The sequence below is a fragment of the Micromonospora sp. NBRC 107095 genome, assembly GCF_030269705.1.
In the GTDB taxonomy this organism is placed as follows: Bacteria; Actinomycetota; Actinomycetes; order Mycobacteriales; family Micromonosporaceae; genus Micromonospora; species Micromonospora parva.
Genome location: NZ_BSTU01000003.1, coordinates 597,134 through 615,494, shown reverse-complemented (window position 1 = coordinate 615,494; position 18,361 = coordinate 597,134). Strand labels below are relative to the sequence as shown.

Below are 18,361 nucleotides of genomic sequence, written 5' to 3'. Positions count from 1 at the left end.
TTAGGAGATCCGGGTCGGGTCAACCCTCGTTGAACACCTCGGCCACCACCTGCCCGGCCGGGCTCTGCTGCCCGTCCACCCGGCCCCACGAGCCGTTGCGCGCGGTCCACTCCAGGTCGCCGAAGCGGACCCGTTTCACCCCGTGGTCCTGGGCGTGTGACACCAGCCAGTGCGCGTACCGCCAGCCGTCGCGTTGGTCGCCCGGGGTGACCGCCAACCCCGTCGGGTCGGTCGGGTCGGTGCCCTTCAACCCCCAGTCCAGCACCAGGTTGCGGGTCAGCTGCGCCGCCGCCGCCGCGCCGTACATCGCCGGGGTGCGCCCCACGGTGCAGGCGACAGCGCCGCTGGCGTCGCCGAGCAGTGCCCGGCTGAGCACCTCGGAGTCGTCGGCCCACTTCTGGTACGCCTCGGGGAACGCCGAGCGTTGCACCCGCTGGGCGGCATCGGTGACCCGCATCTTCTCCCAGCCGCGCACCTTCTTGAGGGCCGCGTAGAACCGGTTGGCCGCGTAGCGCGGATCGCGGATCTGCGCCGGGGTGCCCCACCCCTGGCTCGGTCGCTGCTGGAACAGGCCGACCGAGTCGCGGTCGCCGTCGGCGAGGTTGCGCAACCCGGACTCCTGGTACGCGGTGGCGAGCGCGACCACGACGGCCCGCTCGGGCATCCCACGCTTCGCGCCGATCGCCGCGATGGTCGCCGCGTTGGCCATCTGGTCGGCGTCCAATGCGACCCGGCCATCGGCCTGCACCGTGCACTTCCGGGCCACCAGCGGCAGCGTGAGGTTGTCGCCGACCTGCCGTACGACGAGCCAGATCGCGATCACGGCGACGAGGATGAGCACCACTCCACCCGCCACGGTTGCCCGAGTTCGCACCCACACCCCCAGATCGACAGTCCGCCAAGCGTACGTCCCCGCACGCCCTCTCCGGGTCGTCCGAGCGGTTCGGGCCCGACTCGGGCGCCTCGGACCGGTTCGGACCGGCTCCGTTGTCGCGTACCGGTTGGCGACGTTCCCGCTTCGGTGGCGATCTCACCTGCTCGCTGGTTCTGTCACCTGCCCGGTGCCGGGTTGTCGGGAGCGTCACTGGGTACGCGACGGCGGGAAGCGATTGACCAATCAAGGACTTAACCCTGTTGACATGTCAATCCGACTGACCGCCACCACCTGGGCGAGTCGGTCACCGAACGAGGAGGAGTGTCATGGGAATGCTTGACGGCAAGGTCGTGCTGATCACCGGCACCGGGGGTGGTCTGGGCCGCGTCGCAGCGCTGGCCTTTGCCCGCGAGGGCGCGAAGGTCGTCGGGGCCGACCTCCAGGTCGCCGGAAACGACGAGACGGTCGACCTCGTCCGCCGTGCCGGCGGCGAGATGACCGGCATCGCGCCGGTCGACCTCACCGACCCCGAGCAGGTACGCACGCTCGTCGACGACGCTGCCGCCGCCTACGGCGGGCTGGACGTGGTCTACAACAACGCGGCAGCGCTCCGCTTCGGCCCGATGCCCGACTTCTCCGTGGCGGACTGGCGCTACACCATCACCGGAGAACTCGACATTCCGTACTTCGTGTCGAAGTTCGCCTGGCCGCACCTGGTCCGGCGCGGTGGCGGCGTCATCATCAGCGCCGCCTCCATGGCCGGGACGATCGGCGGCCACGTCCCGCCGATGGTCGGTCACACCGCCGCGAACGCCGGCATCATCGGGATGACCCGGCAGCTCGCGCTCGAAGGCGCGCCGCACGGGATCCGCGCCGTGGCGGTCAGCCCCGGGCCCACCCTCACCCCGGCCAGCGAACGCGACCTCGGTGACAACCAGGAGGCGCGGGACGCCATCACCGCCAAGACGCTGCTCAAGCGCTTCGCGCGCCCCGAGGAGGTCGTCGAGCTGGTGGTCTTCCTCGCCTCGGACCGGGCGTCGTACATCACCGGGGCGAACTACCCGGTCGACGGCGGCGCGACCGCCTGGTGATCCCACCGACGACCGGGGTGCCGCCAACCGAAGGCGGCACCCCGGTCCTACCCGGCATGGTCAGCGGAAGCATCGTCCGGAGCGGGCACCCACCGAGCCAACCTCTTCTCGCGGAACGCGGTGACCCCCTCACGTCCCTCGTCGGACAGGAAGTAACCGGTCGAGACGGCGGAGAGCCGGGCCAGCTCGGCACGCAGCTCGGCGGTGGCCGGCCGGCGCAGCAGATCCTTCGCGCCGGCCAACGCGCCCGGCGCGCCGCGCACCAGCGAGTCGCAGTAGCCGCGCACCGCGTCGTCCAGCCCGTCCGCCGGGACCGACGCCGTGACCAGGCCGATCTCGGCGGCCCGGCGACCGTCGAAGGTGTCGCCGGTCAGGTACAGCTCGGCGGCGGCGCGGGGGTGCAGCCGGGGCAGCACGGTCGCCGAGATCACCGCCGGGATCACCCCGATGCGGACCTCGGTGAACGCGAACGTCGCCTCGTCGGCGCAGACGGCCAGGTCGGCGGCGGCGATCAGGCCGAGCCCACCGGCCCGCGCCGGCCCGGCCACCCGAGCCAGCACGGGCTTCGGGCACTCCCAGACCGCGGCGAGCACGTCACCCAACATGCCGGCCGGCACCGTCCCGCTGGCGTACGCCATGGCGGTCTCCTTCAGATCCGCCCCGGAGCAGAAGACCGGGCCGGTGTGGTCGAGCACGATCACGCGGACCGCCTCGTCGGCCACCGCGTCCGTCAGCCCGGCCAGCAACTGGGTCATCAGAGCCGTGGAGAGCGCGTTGCGGTTGTGTGGGCTGTCCAGGGTGAGGGTGGTCACCCCACGGGCCGTGGCGACCCGCACGAGGACGTCGGGAGAGGTCATGCCGGGCACACTAGTGGCCATGCCCGGCGTCCTTCCAGATGGTGAGACCGTCCCCGTCGACGGATCGTTGCCCGCCACCGCCACCGCAGCGGTCGGCGCGCGCGGCTTCGGCGTGTACGTGCACGTCCCGTTCTGCGCCAGTCGCTGCGGCTACTGCGACTTCAACACCTACACCGCCGCCGAGCTGGGCGGCGGTGCCAGCCGCGAGGGGTACGCCGACACCGTCCTGGCCGAACTGGCGCTCGCCGCCCGCGTGCTGGGCGACAACCCACCGCCCCGGGTCGACACCGTCTTCGTCGGCGGTGGCACGCCCACCCTGCTCCCCGCCGACGACCTGGCCCGCATCCTCGACGGCATCGACCGCACCTGGGGGCTGGCCGCCGACGCCGAGGTGACCACCGAGGCCAACCCCGAGTCGGTCACCCCGGAATCGTTGAAGCTGCTGCGGGCGGCCGGCTACACCCGGATCTCGCTGGGCATGCAGTCCGCCTCCCCGGGGGTGCTGGCGATCCTGGACCGTACCCACAGCGCCGGCCGGGCCACCGCGGCCGCCCTGGAGGCGCGCGACGCCGGGTTCGACCACGTCAACCTGGACCTGATCTACGGCACACCGGGGGAGCGGGCCGAGGACTTCGCCGCCTCGCTGGAGCAGGTCGTCGCCGCCGGGGTGGACCACGTGAGCGCGTACGCCCTGATCGTCGAGGACGGCACCCGGCTCGCCGCCCGGATGCGGCGCGGCGAGCTGGCGTACCCCAGTGACGACGTGGCCGCGGACCGCTACCTGGCGGCGGAGGCCGCGCTCGACGCGGCCGGGTTCTCCTGGTACGAGGTCTCCAACTGGGCCCGCAGCGAGGAGGCCCGGTGCCGGCACAACCTGCTCTACTGGACCGGTGCGGACTGGTGGGGCCTCGGCCCGGGCGCGCACAGCCACGTCGGCGGGGTGCGCTGGTGGAACGTCAAACACCCCACGACGTACACCCAGCGGTTGGCCGCCGGTGCGTCTCCCGGGCTGGCCCGGGAGGTGCTCACCGTCGACGAGGCGCACATGGAGGACGTGATGCTGCGGCTGCGGCTGGCCAGCGGTCTCCCGCTGGCGGTGCTCGACGCCGCCGGGCGGGCCGGTGCCGAGCGGGCGCTGGCCGGCGGACTGCTGGCCGCCGACGGGTACGCCGCCGGCCGGGCGGTGCTCACGCTGCGCGGGCGGCTGCTCGCCGACGCGGTCGTCCGCGACCTGCTGCCCTGAGCGGGGGCGGCGGTGTGCCGAACCGGCCGGGGGAGCGGCCGGTTCGGTTCACTTGATGAAGTTGGCGGTCATCGGGTAGCGGTACGGGGTGCCCTCGTTGGCCTTCACGCCGGCGATGATCCCGAACAGGATCTGGATCACCACGACGGCGATGCTGGGCAGGAAGAGCAGGCACCAGCTCACGAAGAGCAGCACGAACGCGATGATCGACCAGAGGATCTGGAAGTTCAGGGCGGCGAGGGCGTGCGCCCGGACGGTCGGCGACTGCTGGCCGCGGGCCAGGTAGGCGATGAGCGGGGCGACGAAGCCCAGCGGACCGAAGCTGATCAGCGCGCCGAGCGCGCCGCCGAAGTGGGCGACCAACGCCCAGGTCTTGTCCTCGTTGTTGGCGTAGCCGCCGCCGGGGCCGCCGTAGGCCCCACCGGCCGGATAGCCGCCGGGCGGGTAGCCCCCGGGCGGGGGATAGCCGCCTGCCGGAGGGTAGCCACCTGACGGCGGTTGGTCACCGGTGGGCGGCGGATAGCCACCGGCCGGGGGATAGCCGGCCGGGCCGGGCGCGCCGGACAGTGGTGCGGTGGGCGGCTCGGCCGACGGGAACGGGCCCGGGGAGGTCGGCTCCGGCGGGTAGTTGCCGGGCTCACCCGAACCGGGAGGGCGAGGAGGTTCAGTCATGGATGTCACGGTAGGGGCCCGTGGCAACGTCGCACCAGAGCGACACCGCCCGGCAGTGCGGGCCGATCGGCCCAGTGCGGTGGCGCGGGCCGCACCGACCGGTGGCCGTTGATCATCGCGTCGGCGGGCCTGCCGACGTAGACTGGCACTCGCTACAGTCGAGTGCCAGGACGGCTCGGCCGGCCCAGGGCGCCGGCGGCCGACGTGCGACAGGAGGTGCGGAGGATGGGTCTCGACGACCGGAAACTCGCAGTGCTCCGCGCCATCGTCGAAGACTACGTCTCCACCCAGGAGCCGGTCGGTAGCAAGGCGCTGGTCGAGCGGCACCAGCTCGGGGTCTCCCCGGCCACGGTCCGCAACGACATGGCCGTGCTGGAGGAGGAGGGTTACATCCGGCAGCCGCACACCAGTGCCGGCCGGGTGCCCACCGACCGCGGCTACCGCCTCTTCGTCGACCGGCTGTCCCGGGTCAAGCCGCTCAGCCCGGCCGAGCGGCGGGCCATCGAGCGCTTCCTGGTCGGCGCCGTCGACCTCGACGACGTGGTGCACCGCACGGTGCGGCTGCTCGCCCAGCTCACCCGGCAGGTCGCCGTCGTGCAGTACCCGTCGCTGGCCCGCTCCTCGGTGCGTCACCTGGAGCTGGTGCCGATCTCCACCACCCGGCTGATGCTCGTCATGATCGCGGACACCGGCCGGGTGGAGCAGCGACTCGTGGAGCTGCCCGGGCCGGTGCCCGCCGACGACGTCACCGACCTGCGCCGACTGATCAACGAGAAGCTCGCCAACGCCCGGCTGTCCGAGACGCCACCGCTGGTGCAGGCGCTGGTCGAGGAAGCACCGACCGGGCTGCGCCCGACCATGACCACGCTCGCCAGCGTGCTGCTGGAGACGCTCGTCGAACGGCACGAGGAACGGATCGCCCTCGCCGGCACCGCCAACCTCACCCGGGGTGGCCTGCTCGACTTCCAGGGCTCGCTGCGGCCGATCCTCGAGGCGCTGGAGGAGGAGGTCGTGCTGCTCAAGCTCATCGGTGAGACCGAGCCGAGCACGACCCGGGTGCTGATCGGCGACGAGAACGAGTTCGACAACCTGCGCGCCGCCTCGGTGGTCAGCACCGGGTACGGCCCGGGCACCACCATCGTGGGCGGCCTCGGGGTGCTGGGGCCCACCCGGATGGACTACCCCGGCAACATCGCCACGGTGCGCGCCGTGGCACGCTACGTGGGCGAGTTGCTGGCCCAGAACTGATTGGTCAGGGCCGATGCGGCCGGCTGCGGCCGCCGACCGGCGCAACGCGAGACGAACATGAGGACACGGAACGCAGTGGCCAGGGACTACTACGGCATTCTCGGTGTGAGCCGGGAAGCCTCCGATGACGAGATCAAGCGCGCCTACCGCAAGCTGGCGCGCCAGTTCCACCCGGACGTCAATCCGGACCCGGAGGCTCAGGAGAAGTTCAAGGACATCAACGCCGCGTACGAGGTCCTCTCGGACGACCGGAAGCGGCAGATCGTCGACCTGGGTGGCGACCCGCTCGCCCCGGGCGGCGGCGCCGGTGGCCCGGGCGGCCCCGGTGGAGCCGGCCCGTTCGTCGGCTTCCAGGACATCATGGACGCGTTCTTCGGCGGTGCGGGCGGCGGCGCCCGCGGCCCCCGGCCGCGTACCCGCCCGGGAGCCGACGCGATCCTGCGGCTCGAACTCGACCTGCACGAGACGGCGTTCGGCGTCGAGGCGCCGATCACCGTCGACACCGCTGTGCTCTGCACCACCTGCTCCGGTGCCGGCACGGCCGCCGGCACGCACCTGGCCACCTGCGAGGCGTGCGGCGGCCGGGGCGAGGTGCAGTCGGTGCAGCGCACCTTCCTCGGCCAGGTGGTCTCCGCCCGGCCGTGCACCGTGTGCCAGGGCTACGGCACCACCATCCCGCACCCCTGCCCGACCTGCGCCGGTGACGGCCGGGTCCGCACCCGCCGCTCGCTGACCGTGAAGATCCCGGCCGGGGTCGAGGACGGCATGCGGATCCGGCTGGCCCAGCAGGGCGAGGTCGGCCCGGGCGGCGGCACCGCCGGCGACCTCTACGTGGAGATCCACGAACGTCCGCACGACGTCTACTCGCGCAAGGGCGACGACCTGCACTGCCGGGTCACCGTGCCGATGACCGCCGCCGCGCTCGGCACCCGGCTGACCATCAAGACGCTGGACAGCGAGGAGCCGGTCGACGTCAAGCCCGGTACCCAGCCGGGCAGCACGCTGCGGCTGCGGGCCCGAGGCGTCCCGCACCTGCGCGGCACCGGCCGGGGTGACCTCTACGTCCACCTCGACGTGCGGACCCCGACCAAGCTCGACGCCGACCAGGAGAAGATGCTGCGCGACTTCGCCAAGACCCGTGGCGAGGAGGTCGCCGAGCTGTCCAAGCAGGGTGGCTTCTTCTCCCGGATGCGCGACGCGTTCAACGGGCACGCCTGAGTGTCCGCGCCGCTGTTCCTGGTCGAGGCGCTGCCCACCGGCGGCACGCTGACCCTGGACGGCCCGGAGGGGCACCACGCCGCGACCGTGCAGCGACTGCGCGTCGGCGAGGAGCTGCTGCTCGCCGACGGCCGGGGTGGCACGGCCGCCGCCGTGGTCACGGCCGTCGGCCGGGGCAGCCTGGAGGTCACCGTCACCTCCCGGGGGTACGCGGACGCGCCGGTCCCCCGGATCGTCGTGGTGCAGGGCATCGCCAAGGGCGACCGGGGCGAGCTGGCCGTGCAGGCGATGACCGAGGTCGGGGTGGACGAGATCGTCCCCTGGGCGGCGTCGCGTTCGGTGGCCCAGTGGCGCGGCGACCGGGGCGTACGCGCCCGGGAGAAGTGGGTGGCCACCGCCCGGGAGGCGGCCAAGCAGGCCCGCCGACCGTGGCTGCCGGTGGTGGCCGGTGCGCCGGACGAGTCCACCGCCACGGTGGCCCGCCGGATCGCCGGTGCCGCCGCCGGGTTCGTGCTGCACGAGGAGGCCGAGGACCGGCTCACCACCGCCGAGCTGCCCGCCACCGGTGAGATCGTGCTGGTGGTCGGCCCGGAGGGTGGCATCGCCCCGGCCGAGCTGAGCGCCTTCACGGACGCCGGCGGTCGACCCGTACGCCTCGGGCCGGCTGTGCTGCGCACCTCGACGGCCGGGGTGGCGGCCCTCAGTGTGCTCGCCACCCGGCTCGGCCGCTGGTAGCCGGGCCACCGCCGACCCACCGCGACCCTGGGCAGCCGCTCGCTTCGGCCGCCCGCCTGGGCCCGCGTGCGCTTCGGCCGCTGGTGGCGCGGCCTGCGGGCCGGTGGTTCGGGCGGGATCGGGGCCGCCCACTCCGGTGAGCGTGATGCCTGTCAGTCATCAAGATGGCTGACAGGCATCACGCTCACCGTGGTATCCGCCGTCCGCCCGCAGGAGGCGCAGCGCACCGCCCGGTCCGTCGGTGAACGCCGCACCGGGCCTGGGTCGCGAGGTCAGCTGCGCAGGTACGAAGCCCCGTTCAGGTCGACGATCGTGCCGGAGGCCCACTCGGCCTCGGGCGAGGCCAGCCAGTGCACCGCGGCGGCGATCTCCTCCGGCCGGCCCACCCGGTCGAACGGGCTCTGCGCCCGGATGGCGGCGCCCTCATCACCGCGCAGATACTCGGTGACCATGTCGGTCGCCACGAACCCCGGTGCGACGGTGGCCACCGCGATGCCGTACGGCGCGAGCGCCACCGCGAGGGACTGACCCAACGCGTTCAGCCCCGCCTTGCTGGCACCGTACGCCGGCTGGTGCGGCTCACCGCGGAACGCGCCCCGGGACGAGACGTTGACGATCCGCCCGCCGCGCTCCCGCATGTGCTGGGCGGCGCACCAGATGACGTTGCCGGCTCCGGTCAGGTTGGTCTCCAGCACCTGCCGCCAGCGGTTCTGCCACTGTTCGTACGAGGCACCGAAGATCGGGTGCGGGTCGTCGCGGTCGCCGTACGTCCCAGCGTTGTTGACCAGCACGTCCAGCCCGCCGAGCAGCTCGGCGGCCCGGTCGACCATCGCCCGGACCGCGTCCGGGTCGGTGAGGTCCGCGCGGACCACGACGTGCCCCGTGCCGGGCAGGCCGGCGCGGACCTGCTCGGCCGCCTCGGCGGAGTCCCGGTGGTGGATCGCCACCCGGTCCCCGCTGGCCGCGAACGCCTCCGCCACCGCGCGGCCGATGCCACGCGAAGCTCCGGTCACGAGTACCGCCCGATCCGTCATGCCGGACATCCTGCCGTAGCCCTCTTCTCCTTAGACTGCCCGGATGGGATCCGACTGCCTGTTCTGCCGCATCGTCGCCGGGGAGATCCCGGCCACCGTGGTCCGGGAGACCGACACCACGCTCGCCTTCCGTGACATCGACCCGAAGGCGCCGGTGCACGTCCTGGTCATTCCGAAGGAGCACTACGCCGACGTCGCGACGCTCGCCCAGGGTGACCCGGCGCTGGCCGCCGACGTGCTGGCGACGTCCGCCGCGGTGGCCGAGGACGAGGGCCTGCTCGGCGACGGTTTCCGGCTGATGTTCAACACCGGCGCGTACGGCGGGCAGGAGGTGTTCCACGTGCACGCGCACCTGCTCGGTGGTGCGCCGCTGGGCCCGATGCTGGCCCGGGACCTCGGGTGAGCGTGCCGGACAGCCGCGTGCACGAGCACCTGGACCGACTCGTCCGGCGGGTGCAGGCCGACGCACGGGTGCCGGCGGTGTCGGCGGCGCTGCACCGGGCCGACCGACCGCTCTGGACCCGCACCGTCGGCATGACCGGCACCGACAACCCGCTGGAGCCGGGCACCCAGTTCCGGATCGGCTCGGTCACCAAGACGTTCACCGCGGTGCTGGTCCTGCAGTGCCGCGACGACGGGCTGCTGGACCTGGACGACCCGGTGGGCCGGCACCTCGACCTCCCGGCGCACGGCGAGCTGACCGTACGCCGGTTGCTGTCGCACACCGCTGGCCTGCAACGCGAGCCGTTCGGCGACGTCTGGGACAGCCTTCGCGCACCGGACGCCGACCAACTGGTCGCCGAGCTGGACCGCGCCGAGCGGGTGCTGCCGACCGGCCGCCGGTTCCACTACTCGAACCTGGGTATGGCGGTCCTCGGCCAGCTCGTCGCCCGGCTGCGGGGCGGGAGCTGGGAGCAGGCCCTCACCGAGCGGATCCTGACGCCGCTGGGGCTGACCGACACGACAGTGACCCCACGGCCGACGGCGGCCACCGGGTTCCTGGTCGACGCGTACTCCGACGAGGTGCACCCGGAACCGCCGACCGACTTCGGCGCGGTCGGCCCGGCCGCCCAGCTCTGGAGCACCGCCACCGACATGGCCCGCTGGGCGGCGTTCCTGGCCGACCCGGCCGCGCTGGACCCGGCCGGCGCGGTCCTCGCCCCCGCCACCCTGGACGAGATGCGCTGGCCGTTGACCACCACCGACGAGACGCTCTGGGGTGCGGGCTTCGGGCTCGGGCTGATCCTGATCCCGCAGGGGGAACGGGTGATGCACGTGGGGCACGACGGGGCGATGCCCGGCTTCCTCGCCGGGGTGTACGGCCGTCGCGGTGGTGACGGCACCGCCGGGGCGATGGGCGCCGCGGTGCTCGGCTCGTCCGGTACCGCGACCGAGGTGTTCGACCTGCCGCACCGGCTGCTCGCGGAGGCGGTCGCACACGACCCGGCCGACATCGCGCCGTGGACGCCCGGCGCACCCGCCCCGGCGGCCCTGCGGGGGATGCTCGGCCGCTGGTGGGGCGAGGGTTTCGAGTACGTCTTCTCCTGGCGCGACGGCACGCTGCGGGCACAGGGCGGGGGCGACCCGCCGGGCCGTCCACCGGCGATCTTCGCACCGTTGCCGGACCAGCCGGACGTGTTCCGGGTGGTCTCCGGTCGGGAGGCCGGTGAGCTGCTGCGACTGACCCGGGACGAGGCCGGCGTGGTGGTCCGGATGCACTGGGCGACGTACCGGTTCACCCGCCACCAGGAGACCTTCGACCGGTACGACTTCCGGGCCGGGGGTTGATCGCGGCCAGCGGAAATGGGCGCGATGCGGCCCGTGTTGAACCGATACGATGGGTGTAACGTCCGCACGCCAGGCCAGCAGGCCGGCGCCGAGATCGAGAGCAGGTGGCGCAGGGCCCTTCGGCCCGACCTATGACCGGCACCCCACCTCCCGGCCCGCCCCGGGTGCAGACCAGGATCACCGTGCCTGACCCGAAGATCATGGTGAATCTGCTCGGCGCGGGCGACGAGATCCTCCGACTCGTCGAACGCTCGGTCACCAGTGACGTGCACGTCCGCGGCAACGAGATCACCATCACCGGTGACCCCGCGGACAACGCTCTCGCCGAGCGGGTCTTCAGTGAGCTCCTCGAACTCATCGAGAAAGGCGAGACCCTGACCACTGACGCCGTCCGGCGTACCGTCGGCATGCTCGAGCAGGGCAGCGCCGAGCGGCCCGCCGAGGTTCTGACGCTCAACATCCTCTCCCGGCGCGGCCGCACCATCCGCCCGAAGACGCTCGGGCAGAAGCGGTACGTCGACGCGATCGACACCCACACCATCGTCTTCGGCATCGGCCCGGCCGGCACCGGCAAGACCTACCTGGCGATGGCGAAGGCCGTCCAGGCGTTGCAGGCCAAACAGGTCAACCGGATCATCCTCACCCGGCCGGCGGTCGAGGCGGGCGAGCGGCTGGGCTTCCTGCCCGGCACGCTCAACGAGAAGATCGACCCTTACCTTCGCCCGCTCTACGACGCGCTGCACGACATGCTCGACCCGGAGACGATCCCGAAGCTGATGGCCGCCGGCACGATCGAGGTCGCGCCGCTGGCCTACATGCGGGGCCGCACGCTCAACGACGCGTTCATCATCCTGGACGAGGCGCAGAACACCACGCCCGAGCAGATGAAGATGTTCCTCACCCGGCTCGGCTTCAACTCGAAGATCGTCGTGACCGGTGACATCACCCAGGTGGACCTTCCCGGCGGGACGAGCAGCGGCCTGCGGGTGGTCCGGGAGATCCTGGAGAACGTCGACGACGTGCACTTCTCGCAGCTGTCCAGCTCCGACGTGGTCCGCCACCGGCTGGTCGGGGAGATCGTCGACGCGTACGCCCGCTGGGACGCCGAGCGGGAGAATCAGCAGGCGCAGGGCGTTCACGCCGTGCCTGGGCGACCCGCCCAGGGCGGCCGGGCCGGCCGCCGCCGCTAAAGCAGAGGAAAGCAGTTGTCCATCGAGATCGCCAACGAGTCCGGTGTCGACGTCGACACCGACGCCGTGCTCGCCGTCGCCCGGCACGCCCTCGACGAGATGGGGGTCAACCCCCTCGCCGAGCTGTCAGTGCTGCTGGTCGACATCGACTACATGACCGAGCTGAACCACCGCTGGATGGGTGGTGACGGCCCGACCGACGTGCTCGCCTTCCCCATGGACGAGGGCAGCGTCGACCACGGCCCGGGTGAGTCCGCACCGGCTGGCGGTGAGCCCGCCCTGCTCGGCGACATCGTGCTCTGCCCCGAGGTGGCGGCCAAGCAGGCGGCGACCGCCGGGCACGCGTCGGCCGACGAGCTGCACCTGCTCACCGTGCACGGGGTGCTGCACCTGCTCGGTTACGACCACGCCGAGCCGGAGGAGGAGCGGGAGATGTTCGCACTCCAGGCTCGGCTGCTGGCGAGCTGGCGGTCGACCCGCACCCAGTGATGTCAACTCCTCCGTTACTGGCGGCCGGCGCCGCCGCCGGCCTTCCCGACTTCCAGCTGATCGTCTTCGCGGCCGGCCTGGTGGTGTTGGCCGGCCTGATCGCGATGACCGAGGCGGCCCTCGCCGCCGTCTCACCCGCCCGGGCCGCCGAGCTGGCCCGCGACGGTGTGCGCGGCGCCCGTACCCTCCAGGTCGTCGCCGGCGACGTGGTCCGGCACCTCAACCTGCTCCTGCTGTTGCGGCTGCTTGCCGAGCTGACCGCCACCACGCTGGTGGCGCTCGTCGCGGTGGACAGCTTCGGCGCCGGCTGGCGGGCCGCGCTGGTGACCGCCGGCGCGATGACAGTGGTCAGCTTCGTGGTGGTGGGCGTGGCCCCGCGCACCCTCGGCCGCCAGCACGCCTACGCCGTGGGTCGTGCGGTGGCGCCGCTGGTCCGTTGGTTGGGCCGGGCGCTCAACCCGCTCGCGTCGTTGCTGATCCTGATCGGCAACGCGGTCACCCCGGGGCGCGGCTTCCGGGAAGGCCCGTTCGCCACCCAGGTGGAGCTGCGGGAACTGGTCGACCTGGCCGAGCAACGCGGCGTGGTCGAGCACGGCGAGCGCCAGATGATCCACTCGGTCTTCGCGCTCGGCGACACCATCGCCCGTGAGGTGATGGTGCCGCGCACGGAGATGGTGTGGATCGAGGAGGGCAAGACGCTCGCGCAGGCGCTGGCGCTGTTCCTGCGCTCTGGCTTCTCCCGCATCCCGGTGATCGGCGAGAGCGTCGACGACGTGCTGGGTGTGCTCTACCTCAAGGACCTGATCCGGCGTTCCCGCGGTGGTGACCCGGGAGCCGAGCAGTTGCCGGTGGCCGAGCTGATGCGCCCGGCGACCTTCGTACCGGAGTCCAAGCCGGTCGACGACCTGCTGTCCGAGATGCAGGCCGCCCGCAACCACCTGGTCATCGTGGTCGACGAGTACGGCGGCACCGGCGGTCTGGTCACCATCGAGGACATCCTGGAGGAGATCGTCGGTGAGATCACCGACGAGTACGATGTCGAGCGCCCGCCCGTCGAACGGCTGGGGGACTCCTCGGTGCGGGTGACCGCCCGCCTGCCGGTGGAGAATCTCGGCGAGATGTTCGACACCGACCTGCCCACCGACGAGGTGGAGACGGTTGGCGGCCTGCTCGCCCAGTCCCTGGGGCGGGTGCCGATCCCGGGTGCCGAGGCCGAGGTCGCCGGCCTCCGCCTGGTCGCCGAGGGCACCACCGGCCGGCGCAACCGGATCGACACCGTGCTGGTCAGTCGGGTGGAGCCGGGCCATGAGCAGGACACCGCGGGGCGCGGCGAGCACGCCGGCCCCGGGGACGACACGGACAACTACCGAGACGACGAGAGGCAACCCGCCGATGCCTGACACACCCGCCGCGCCTGCCGCCCGGCCCACCCCCACCGCGTCGGGCGATCTGAGCGCCGAGGACGGCAAGCTCGTCGTCCTGGCCCGGGGAGCCCGCGCCCGGGTCGGTGCCGTGGAGGGTGCCGCGGTCCGCGACCAGGACGGCCGGACGTACGCGGCGGCAAGTGTCGCGCTGCCGTCGCTGACGCTCACCGCGTTGCAGTTGGCTGTCGCTTCGGCGGTGGCGGCCGGGGCGAGCCGGTTGGAGGCAGCGGTGGTGGTGACCGAGGCGTCGACGCTGGACGGTGCCGGGCACGCGGCGGTGCGGGACCTCGCGGCCGACGCGCCGGTCCACGTGGCCGCTCCGGACGGCACGGTGCTCGGCACGGTGACCGAGTGAGCCCGGTGCAGGATCCGCAGGCGCGACCGTACCGGGCCGGGTTCGGCTGCTTCGTCGGTCGTCCCAACGCCGGGAAGTCGACGCTCACCAACGCCATCGTCGGCACCAAGATCGCCATCACCTCGAACAAGCCGCAGACCACCCGGCACGTCATCCGGGCGGTGCTGCACCGCCCGGAGTCGCAGCTGGTCCTCGTCGACACCCCGGGCCTGCACCGCCCCCGTACGCTGCTCGGTGAACGTCTGAACGACCTGGTCCGGTCCACCTGGACCGAGGTCGACGTGATCGGCCTGTGCATCCCGGCCGACGAGCCGGTCGGGCGCGGTGACCGGTTCATCACCGGCGAGCTGGCCGGGTTGAAGGCGACAGTCCTGGCGGTGGTCACCAAGACCGACCTGGTCGACAAGCGCCGCCTGGCGGAGCAGCTGCTCGCGGTCAGCGAGATGGGGGAGTTCGCCGAGATCGTGCCGGTGAGCGCGGTGTCCGGGCACCAGGTGGACACTCTGGTCGACGTGATGACCAGTTACCTGCCGCCGTCGCCGCAGCTCTACCCGGACGACATGCTGACCGACGACCCCGAGCAGGTGCTGGTCGCGGAGCTGATCCGGGAGGCCGCCCTGGAGGGGGTCCGTGACGAGCTGCCGCACTCCATCGCCGTGGTGGTGGAGGAGATGATCCCCGAGGGGCAGGTCATGAAGATCTACGCCGACCTGTACGTGGAGCGGCCCAGCCAGAAGGCCATCGTGCTCGGGCACAAGGCGAGTCGGCTCAAGGAGGTCGGCACCACCGCCCGCAAGCAGATCGAGGAGTTGCTCGGCAGCCGGGTCTACCTCGACCTGCACGTGCGGGTCGCGAAGGACTGGCAGCGCGACCCGAGGCAACTGCGCAAGCTGGGCTTCTGATCCGCCAGCATTCACCGGCGGGGTGATCCGGTCACCCCTCGCCCGGACGTGCGGCCCAGAAGCGGACCCGGAACCGTTCCACGTCCGTGATGGGGATGGGGTGGTCCGGTCGGGCTTCGACGCGGCGCAGTTCGGCACGCCCGGTGACATCGACCCGGGCGTGGTAGCGGCCCGGCGGACCGAGGGTCAGGATCGGGCTGGCCGGGACCTCCAACATGCCGGAAACGTGCACGGTGCCGTCGCTCAGTGCCAGTGTCACCTGCTGCTGAGCGTCCACGTCGGTCCGGTCGTCCGGCGGGGCGGAGGCCCACGACTCGAGCACGATCCGCGCCCGGTGATAGGAACCCGAACCGCTCATCAGGTAAAGGACGTCGTCGCCGGCGTAGCACAGCGCGCTGGCCCGGCCCGGCAGGTCCAAAAAGTCGGCGGCCGCGCCCGCGACGATGATGACGCGGTGAGCTGGCGCCAGCAGCGCCTCCACGCTGGCCAGTGGTTCAGTCATCGTCCCTCACGGTGGTTGCGGGGCCGGCCGAGCCGCCGGCCCCGCAATCGTCGGTGTTCCCGTCAGTTGTGGATCTGGATTGAGCCGGAGGTCATTTCGGTCAGGCCGGATCTGTCGAGGTCGTAGTCACTCGGCCTGTTGTCGTAGACGATCTGATCGTTGGGAATTGTGCTGCTGCCGAGTCGCCAGACGACCAGGCGGAGACCGTCCGGGTCGTCTTCACCATAGAAGAGGAATCCGTAGCCGGCCTGGCCGCCAACGGTCCCGACACCCTTGACCGCAACCTTTCCGGTCGGCGAGACGACGAGCCATTCGATACCGGTGGACTGCAGCCTCATCTCACCGCCTTCGAGATCGGCCGCGACCCTGCCGTTGCCGGGCACCGGACCGCTCGCACCCGGCAGATACTTGACGGATGCCTGCATGATCAGTTTGCCGGTGTGGTCCGGACCGGCCGGGAACGCTCCGACGGGTGAGGTGATGTGGCCGCCCTCGGTGAGGAACCCGCCCTCCGGGTCGTAGACGACGATCATCACCGTCGCGGTACCGGTGCCTCCGTCGTCATCCGTCACCGCCACCTCGATGGTGTACATGCCGGCGCTGGTGAAGGTGTGGGTCTGGGCGCAGACACGGGCGGAGGGGATGGATCGGGTGGAGGTGGAGTCGTCCCACGACACGTCGCAGGTGTGGGTGTCGTTGGCGGCGTCGGTGAAGGGTGCGCTGAGCTGGACGGGGGTGCCCACGCGGAACACCTGCCAGGGTGTGGGGCTGGTGATGCTCACCTTCGGCGGTGCGTTGTGGACCGTCACTTCGGTGGTGCCCGACGCTGGCGGGTGCGTTCGGTCGTCGACGGTCAGGGTGGCGTAGTAGACCCCGTCGTCGTTGCACGTGATCTTCGGTTCCAGGCTGTGCGGATTGTCGAAGGAGCAACTGGCTCCCGGGTCGTTGCCTGCCGTTCCCACGACGGACCAGGTGATGTCGGTTTCCGCGACCTCGGTTCTCATCGTGGCGCGCAACTGGATGGGCTGCCCCTCGGTGCCCTCCGCCTTCGGGGCGACGCTGACGATCGGCCCGTTGGCGGTACCGGCGTCGGACTGGGGCACGATCTGCACCCAGAACCAGTCGTTCTCCCCGTAGAGGATCCGGTCATCCCGGTAGAACGGCGGCAGTTGCCTGCCAGCCGCCTCGTTGTCCTCGGCGAGCACGGCACGTACCGAGAAGTCCACCGGCATACCGCGCAACCGACGGGCGCCCGCACCCTGCAGGGTGCTGGCGAAGGGGAATTCGTCGCACTGTTCGTCGAACAGCGGCCTTTCCTCGGGTGGGATTCCGGTCTCCTCGTAGGGCCACGTCCCGTGGCACGCACGGTCCTTCTCGGAGCTGTTCTCCTGCCACTCCGAGCCCTCGTACTGCACGCGTTGCAGATAGTTGGTAGTGGTGCGGGCGTCGTAGTTGCCCGGTATGCGCTTGTCGCCGTCGAGTCGGTACGGCCTTGTGCTGTTCGGATCGGCGAAGGCGTCCCGGATGTGCTCGGCGACCTCCTTGACGGGACTACCAGAACCGTCGGAGTTGAGCACCGGATAGATCAGGTGCGGCAGAACGTCGTGGAAGATGCACGCCGCGGTCCGAGTGCCGAAGTACGTGGCCGAGTCACAGCGGACAAAGTAGTCCAGCGGCTCGTTCGTACCGTCTTCCCGGACATAGTCCGGGAGGAGGGTCTTGAACTGGTACTCGATGGCGAACGGATGGAAGAGCATCTTGTCCGGCTGGTCCGTGTTGGCGTCCGAGGCGAGCATGAACGGCGTCCAGGTGCCGGTCGCCGCGTGGGCGAGCCACTCGCCGAGGGGTCGTCGCTGGTCGCCGCTCTCGCTGCACCCGGGCGTGTCGTGGTAGCAGTCGATGCCGAAGGACAGGCTGTCCGTGGCGGTCAAGCTACCGAAGAACACCACGCTCATGGGCCTGAGGAAGAAGTGCAGGTCGCGGACCCCGTCGTCACGGCCGTAACCGACGACGACGAACGTCATGGCCATGAATCCCCCGCGGTTCGGGGCGACGTCCACCGCGGTGACGCGATAGGTCGCGCACCACTGCATGCGGTTCTTGATGTAGCCGACCCGGTCGTTGGCAGCGGCGGCGCTGGTCTCGCACTCCTTCGCGAAGTCGTTCTCCGGCACCGCGGGCGGTCGCATCACTTCGCGCAGAATCCCGTAGTCGCCTTCGTCCCTGCCCTCAGCTCCAGAGTCAGGGGCGTTGCGCTGGGCTTCGCGGGCCGCCTGTGCCACGTCGAAACCGATGTTCTGCTTGGAGGCGAATGCTCTTTTGCGGGCGATGTCCTGCAGTTCCGCCGCCGAACTGTCGGCGGGCGTGGCCGGAATCTCAGCGGTCGGCGTTTCCGTGAAGCCCGTTACCTTGCCCGAGCCCAATTGCCTGGCGGTCGTGGTGATGGTGGTCCCCGCCGGTGCCGCCGGTGCCGCTTGCGCAGCAGGCGGCACCACCATCACCGCCGAGGCGACCGTTGCCGCCACGGAGGCTGCCCACCATCGTCGAGTTTTCGTCATCTGCTCTCCCTGTCTGCCGATGTGGACGATCCACGTCGGCCGGCCTGGCGGACCACGCGCAGCCTGGGAGAGTTGCCAAGAGCTACCGCGCGCAGACGCGCGCGGTCGATACCGTTCCCCCGTTGGCGTGCTCGGCCCGCCGGCACGCTCGGATCGAGGATGGGCGATGTCGAGGAGACGG

General features: G+C 71.7%; 18 protein-coding genes. 12 read left to right on the top strand and 6 right to left on the bottom strand.

The features are described from left to right. Positions 1-19 precede the first annotated feature (19 nt). Positions 20-880, bottom strand: a complete 861-nt coding sequence (locus tag QSK15_RS19660; protein WP_030336480.1) for a hypothetical protein — start codon at positions 878-880, stop codon at positions 20-22. Between the two features lie 320 nt (positions 881-1,200). On the opposite strand from QSK15_RS19660, the gene QSK15_RS19655 reads away from it, so the two are divergent. Continuing rightward, on the top strand, positions 1,201-1,965 hold the full coding sequence (locus QSK15_RS19655; RefSeq protein WP_285795589.1) for an SDR family NAD(P)-dependent oxidoreductase: 765 nt from the start codon (positions 1,201-1,203) through the stop codon (positions 1,963-1,965). Positions 1,966-2,012: 47 nt separating this feature from the next. Here the strand turns inward: QSK15_RS19655 and QSK15_RS19650 are convergent, their stop codons facing one another. Continuing rightward, positions 2,013-2,822 (bottom strand): enoyl-CoA hydratase-related protein, encoded by an 810-nt coding sequence (locus tag QSK15_RS19650; RefSeq protein ID WP_285795588.1) that lies wholly within the window; start codon positions 2,820-2,822, stop codon positions 2,013-2,015. A 19-nt stretch (positions 2,823-2,841) separates the two neighbouring features. On the opposite strand from QSK15_RS19650, the gene hemW reads away from it, so the two are divergent. After that, entirely contained in the window at positions 2,842-4,065 is a 1,224-nt protein-coding gene (gene hemW, locus QSK15_RS19645) for a radical SAM family heme chaperone HemW (protein WP_285795664.1), read from the top strand. 48 nt (positions 4,066-4,113) lie between these two features. Here the strand turns inward: hemW and QSK15_RS19640 are convergent, their stop codons facing one another. Continuing rightward, on the bottom strand, positions 4,114-4,737 hold the full coding sequence (locus tag QSK15_RS19640; RefSeq protein WP_285795587.1) for a DUF4870 domain-containing protein: 624 nt from the start codon (positions 4,735-4,737) through the stop codon (positions 4,114-4,116). A gap of 225 nt (positions 4,738-4,962) precedes the next feature. Between QSK15_RS19640 and hrcA the strand changes: the two genes are divergently transcribed. The 3 genes from hrcA to QSK15_RS19625 all read left to right on the top strand — a co-directional run bounded on the left by hrcA (position 4,963) and on the right by QSK15_RS19625 (position 7,938). Further along, entirely contained in the window at positions 4,963-5,985 is a 1,023-nt protein-coding gene (hrcA, locus tag QSK15_RS19635; RefSeq protein ID WP_030336470.1) for a heat-inducible transcriptional repressor HrcA, read from the top strand. Between the two features lie 75 nt (positions 5,986-6,060). Further along, entirely contained in the window at positions 6,061-7,203 is a 1,143-nt protein-coding gene (gene dnaJ, locus QSK15_RS19630; protein ID WP_279519937.1) for a molecular chaperone DnaJ, read from the top strand. Continuing rightward, a complete protein-coding gene (locus QSK15_RS19625) occupies positions 7,204-7,938 on the top strand; it encodes a 16S rRNA (uracil(1498)-N(3))-methyltransferase (RefSeq protein WP_285795586.1) in 735 nt (244 codons plus the stop codon). Between the two features lie 272 nt (positions 7,939-8,210). Here the strand turns inward: QSK15_RS19625 and QSK15_RS19620 are convergent, their stop codons facing one another. After that, the gene (locus QSK15_RS19620) at positions 8,211-8,972 is read right to left on the bottom strand and encodes an SDR family NAD(P)-dependent oxidoreductase (RefSeq protein WP_285795585.1); all 762 of its coding nucleotides are present in this window, start codon (positions 8,970-8,972) and stop codon (positions 8,211-8,213) included. Between the two features lie 43 nt (positions 8,973-9,015). On the opposite strand from QSK15_RS19620, the gene QSK15_RS19615 reads away from it, so the two are divergent. From QSK15_RS19615 to era, 7 genes are all read left to right on the top strand, one after another. Continuing rightward, the gene (locus QSK15_RS19615; RefSeq protein ID WP_030336463.1) at positions 9,016-9,375 is read left to right on the top strand and encodes a histidine triad nucleotide-binding protein; all 360 of its coding nucleotides are present in this window, start codon (positions 9,016-9,018) and stop codon (positions 9,373-9,375) included. After that, entirely contained in the window at positions 9,372-10,760 is a 1,389-nt protein-coding gene (locus tag QSK15_RS19610; RefSeq protein WP_285795584.1) for a serine hydrolase domain-containing protein, read from the top strand. The genes QSK15_RS19615 and QSK15_RS19610 overlap by 4 nt, the downstream gene beginning before the upstream one ends. A 131-nt stretch (positions 10,761-10,891) precedes the next feature. Next, entirely contained in the window at positions 10,892-11,950 is a 1,059-nt protein-coding gene (locus QSK15_RS19605; RefSeq protein WP_030336459.1) for a PhoH family protein, read from the top strand. A gap of 15 nt (positions 11,951-11,965) precedes the next feature. After that, on the top strand, positions 11,966-12,439 hold the full coding sequence (gene ybeY, locus QSK15_RS19600; protein WP_030336457.1) for an rRNA maturation RNase YbeY: 474 nt from the start codon (positions 11,966-11,968) through the stop codon (positions 12,437-12,439). Next, positions 12,415-13,839, top strand: coding sequence for a hemolysin family protein (locus QSK15_RS19595; protein WP_285795663.1), 1,425 nt, complete (start codon positions 12,415-12,417; stop codon positions 13,837-13,839). The genes ybeY and QSK15_RS19595 overlap by 25 nt, the downstream gene beginning before the upstream one ends. After that, the gene (locus QSK15_RS19590; RefSeq protein WP_285795583.1) at positions 13,832-14,218 is read left to right on the top strand and encodes a cytidine deaminase-like protein; all 387 of its coding nucleotides are present in this window, start codon (positions 13,832-13,834) and stop codon (positions 14,216-14,218) included. Before QSK15_RS19595 ends, QSK15_RS19590 begins: the two co-directional genes overlap by 8 nt. Before the next feature lie 5 nt (positions 14,219-14,223). Further along, a complete protein-coding gene (gene era, locus QSK15_RS19585; protein WP_156057903.1) occupies positions 14,224-15,120 on the top strand; it encodes a GTPase Era in 897 nt (298 codons plus the stop codon). A gap of 31 nt (positions 15,121-15,151) precedes the next feature. On the opposite strand, the gene QSK15_RS19580 is transcribed toward era, so the two are convergent. After that, positions 15,152-15,622: a hypothetical protein gene (locus QSK15_RS19580; RefSeq protein WP_285795582.1), complete on the bottom strand. Its 471-nt coding sequence runs from the start codon at positions 15,620-15,622 to the stop codon at positions 15,152-15,154. Between the two features lie 62 nt (positions 15,623-15,684). Next, positions 15,685-18,147: a PKD domain-containing protein gene (locus QSK15_RS19575; protein WP_285795581.1), complete on the bottom strand. Its 2,463-nt coding sequence runs from the start codon at positions 18,145-18,147 to the stop codon at positions 15,685-15,687. Positions 18,148-18,361: the final 214 nt, after the last annotated feature.

What these genes read in the sequence shown, in the direction of transcription:
- QSK15_RS19640 (WP_285795587.1), bottom strand. Translation starts at nt 4,737, where the DNA reads ATGACTGAACCTCCTCGCCCTCCCGGTTCGGGTGAGCCCGGCAACTAC.
- hrcA (WP_030336470.1), top strand. Translation starts at nt 4,963, where the DNA reads ATGGGTCTCGACGACCGGAAACTCGCAGTGCTCCGCGCCATCGTCGAA.
- QSK15_RS19605 (WP_030336459.1), top strand. Translation starts at nt 10,892, where the DNA reads ATGACCGGCACCCCACCTCCCGGCCCGCCCCGGGTGCAGACCAGGATC.
- hemW (WP_285795664.1), top strand. Translation starts at nt 2,842, where the DNA reads ATGCCCGGCGTCCTTCCAGATGGTGAGACCGTCCCCGTCGACGGATCG.
- QSK15_RS19655 (WP_285795589.1), top strand. Translation starts at nt 1,201, where the DNA reads ATGGGAATGCTTGACGGCAAGGTCGTGCTGATCACCGGCACCGGGGGT.
- QSK15_RS19590 (WP_285795583.1), top strand. Translation starts at nt 13,832, where the DNA reads ATGCCTGACACACCCGCCGCGCCTGCCGCCCGGCCCACCCCCACCGCG.
- QSK15_RS19615 (WP_030336463.1), top strand. Translation starts at nt 9,016, where the DNA reads ATGGGATCCGACTGCCTGTTCTGCCGCATCGTCGCCGGGGAGATCCCG.
- QSK15_RS19580 (WP_285795582.1), bottom strand. Translation starts at nt 15,622, where the DNA reads ATGACTGAACCACTGGCCAGCGTGGAGGCGCTGCTGGCGCCAGCTCAC.
- QSK15_RS19650 (WP_285795588.1), bottom strand. Translation starts at nt 2,822, where the DNA reads ATGACCTCTCCCGACGTCCTCGTGCGGGTCGCCACGGCCCGTGGGGTG.
- QSK15_RS19620 (WP_285795585.1), bottom strand. Translation starts at nt 8,972, where the DNA reads ATGACGGATCGGGCGGTACTCGTGACCGGAGCTTCGCGTGGCATCGGC.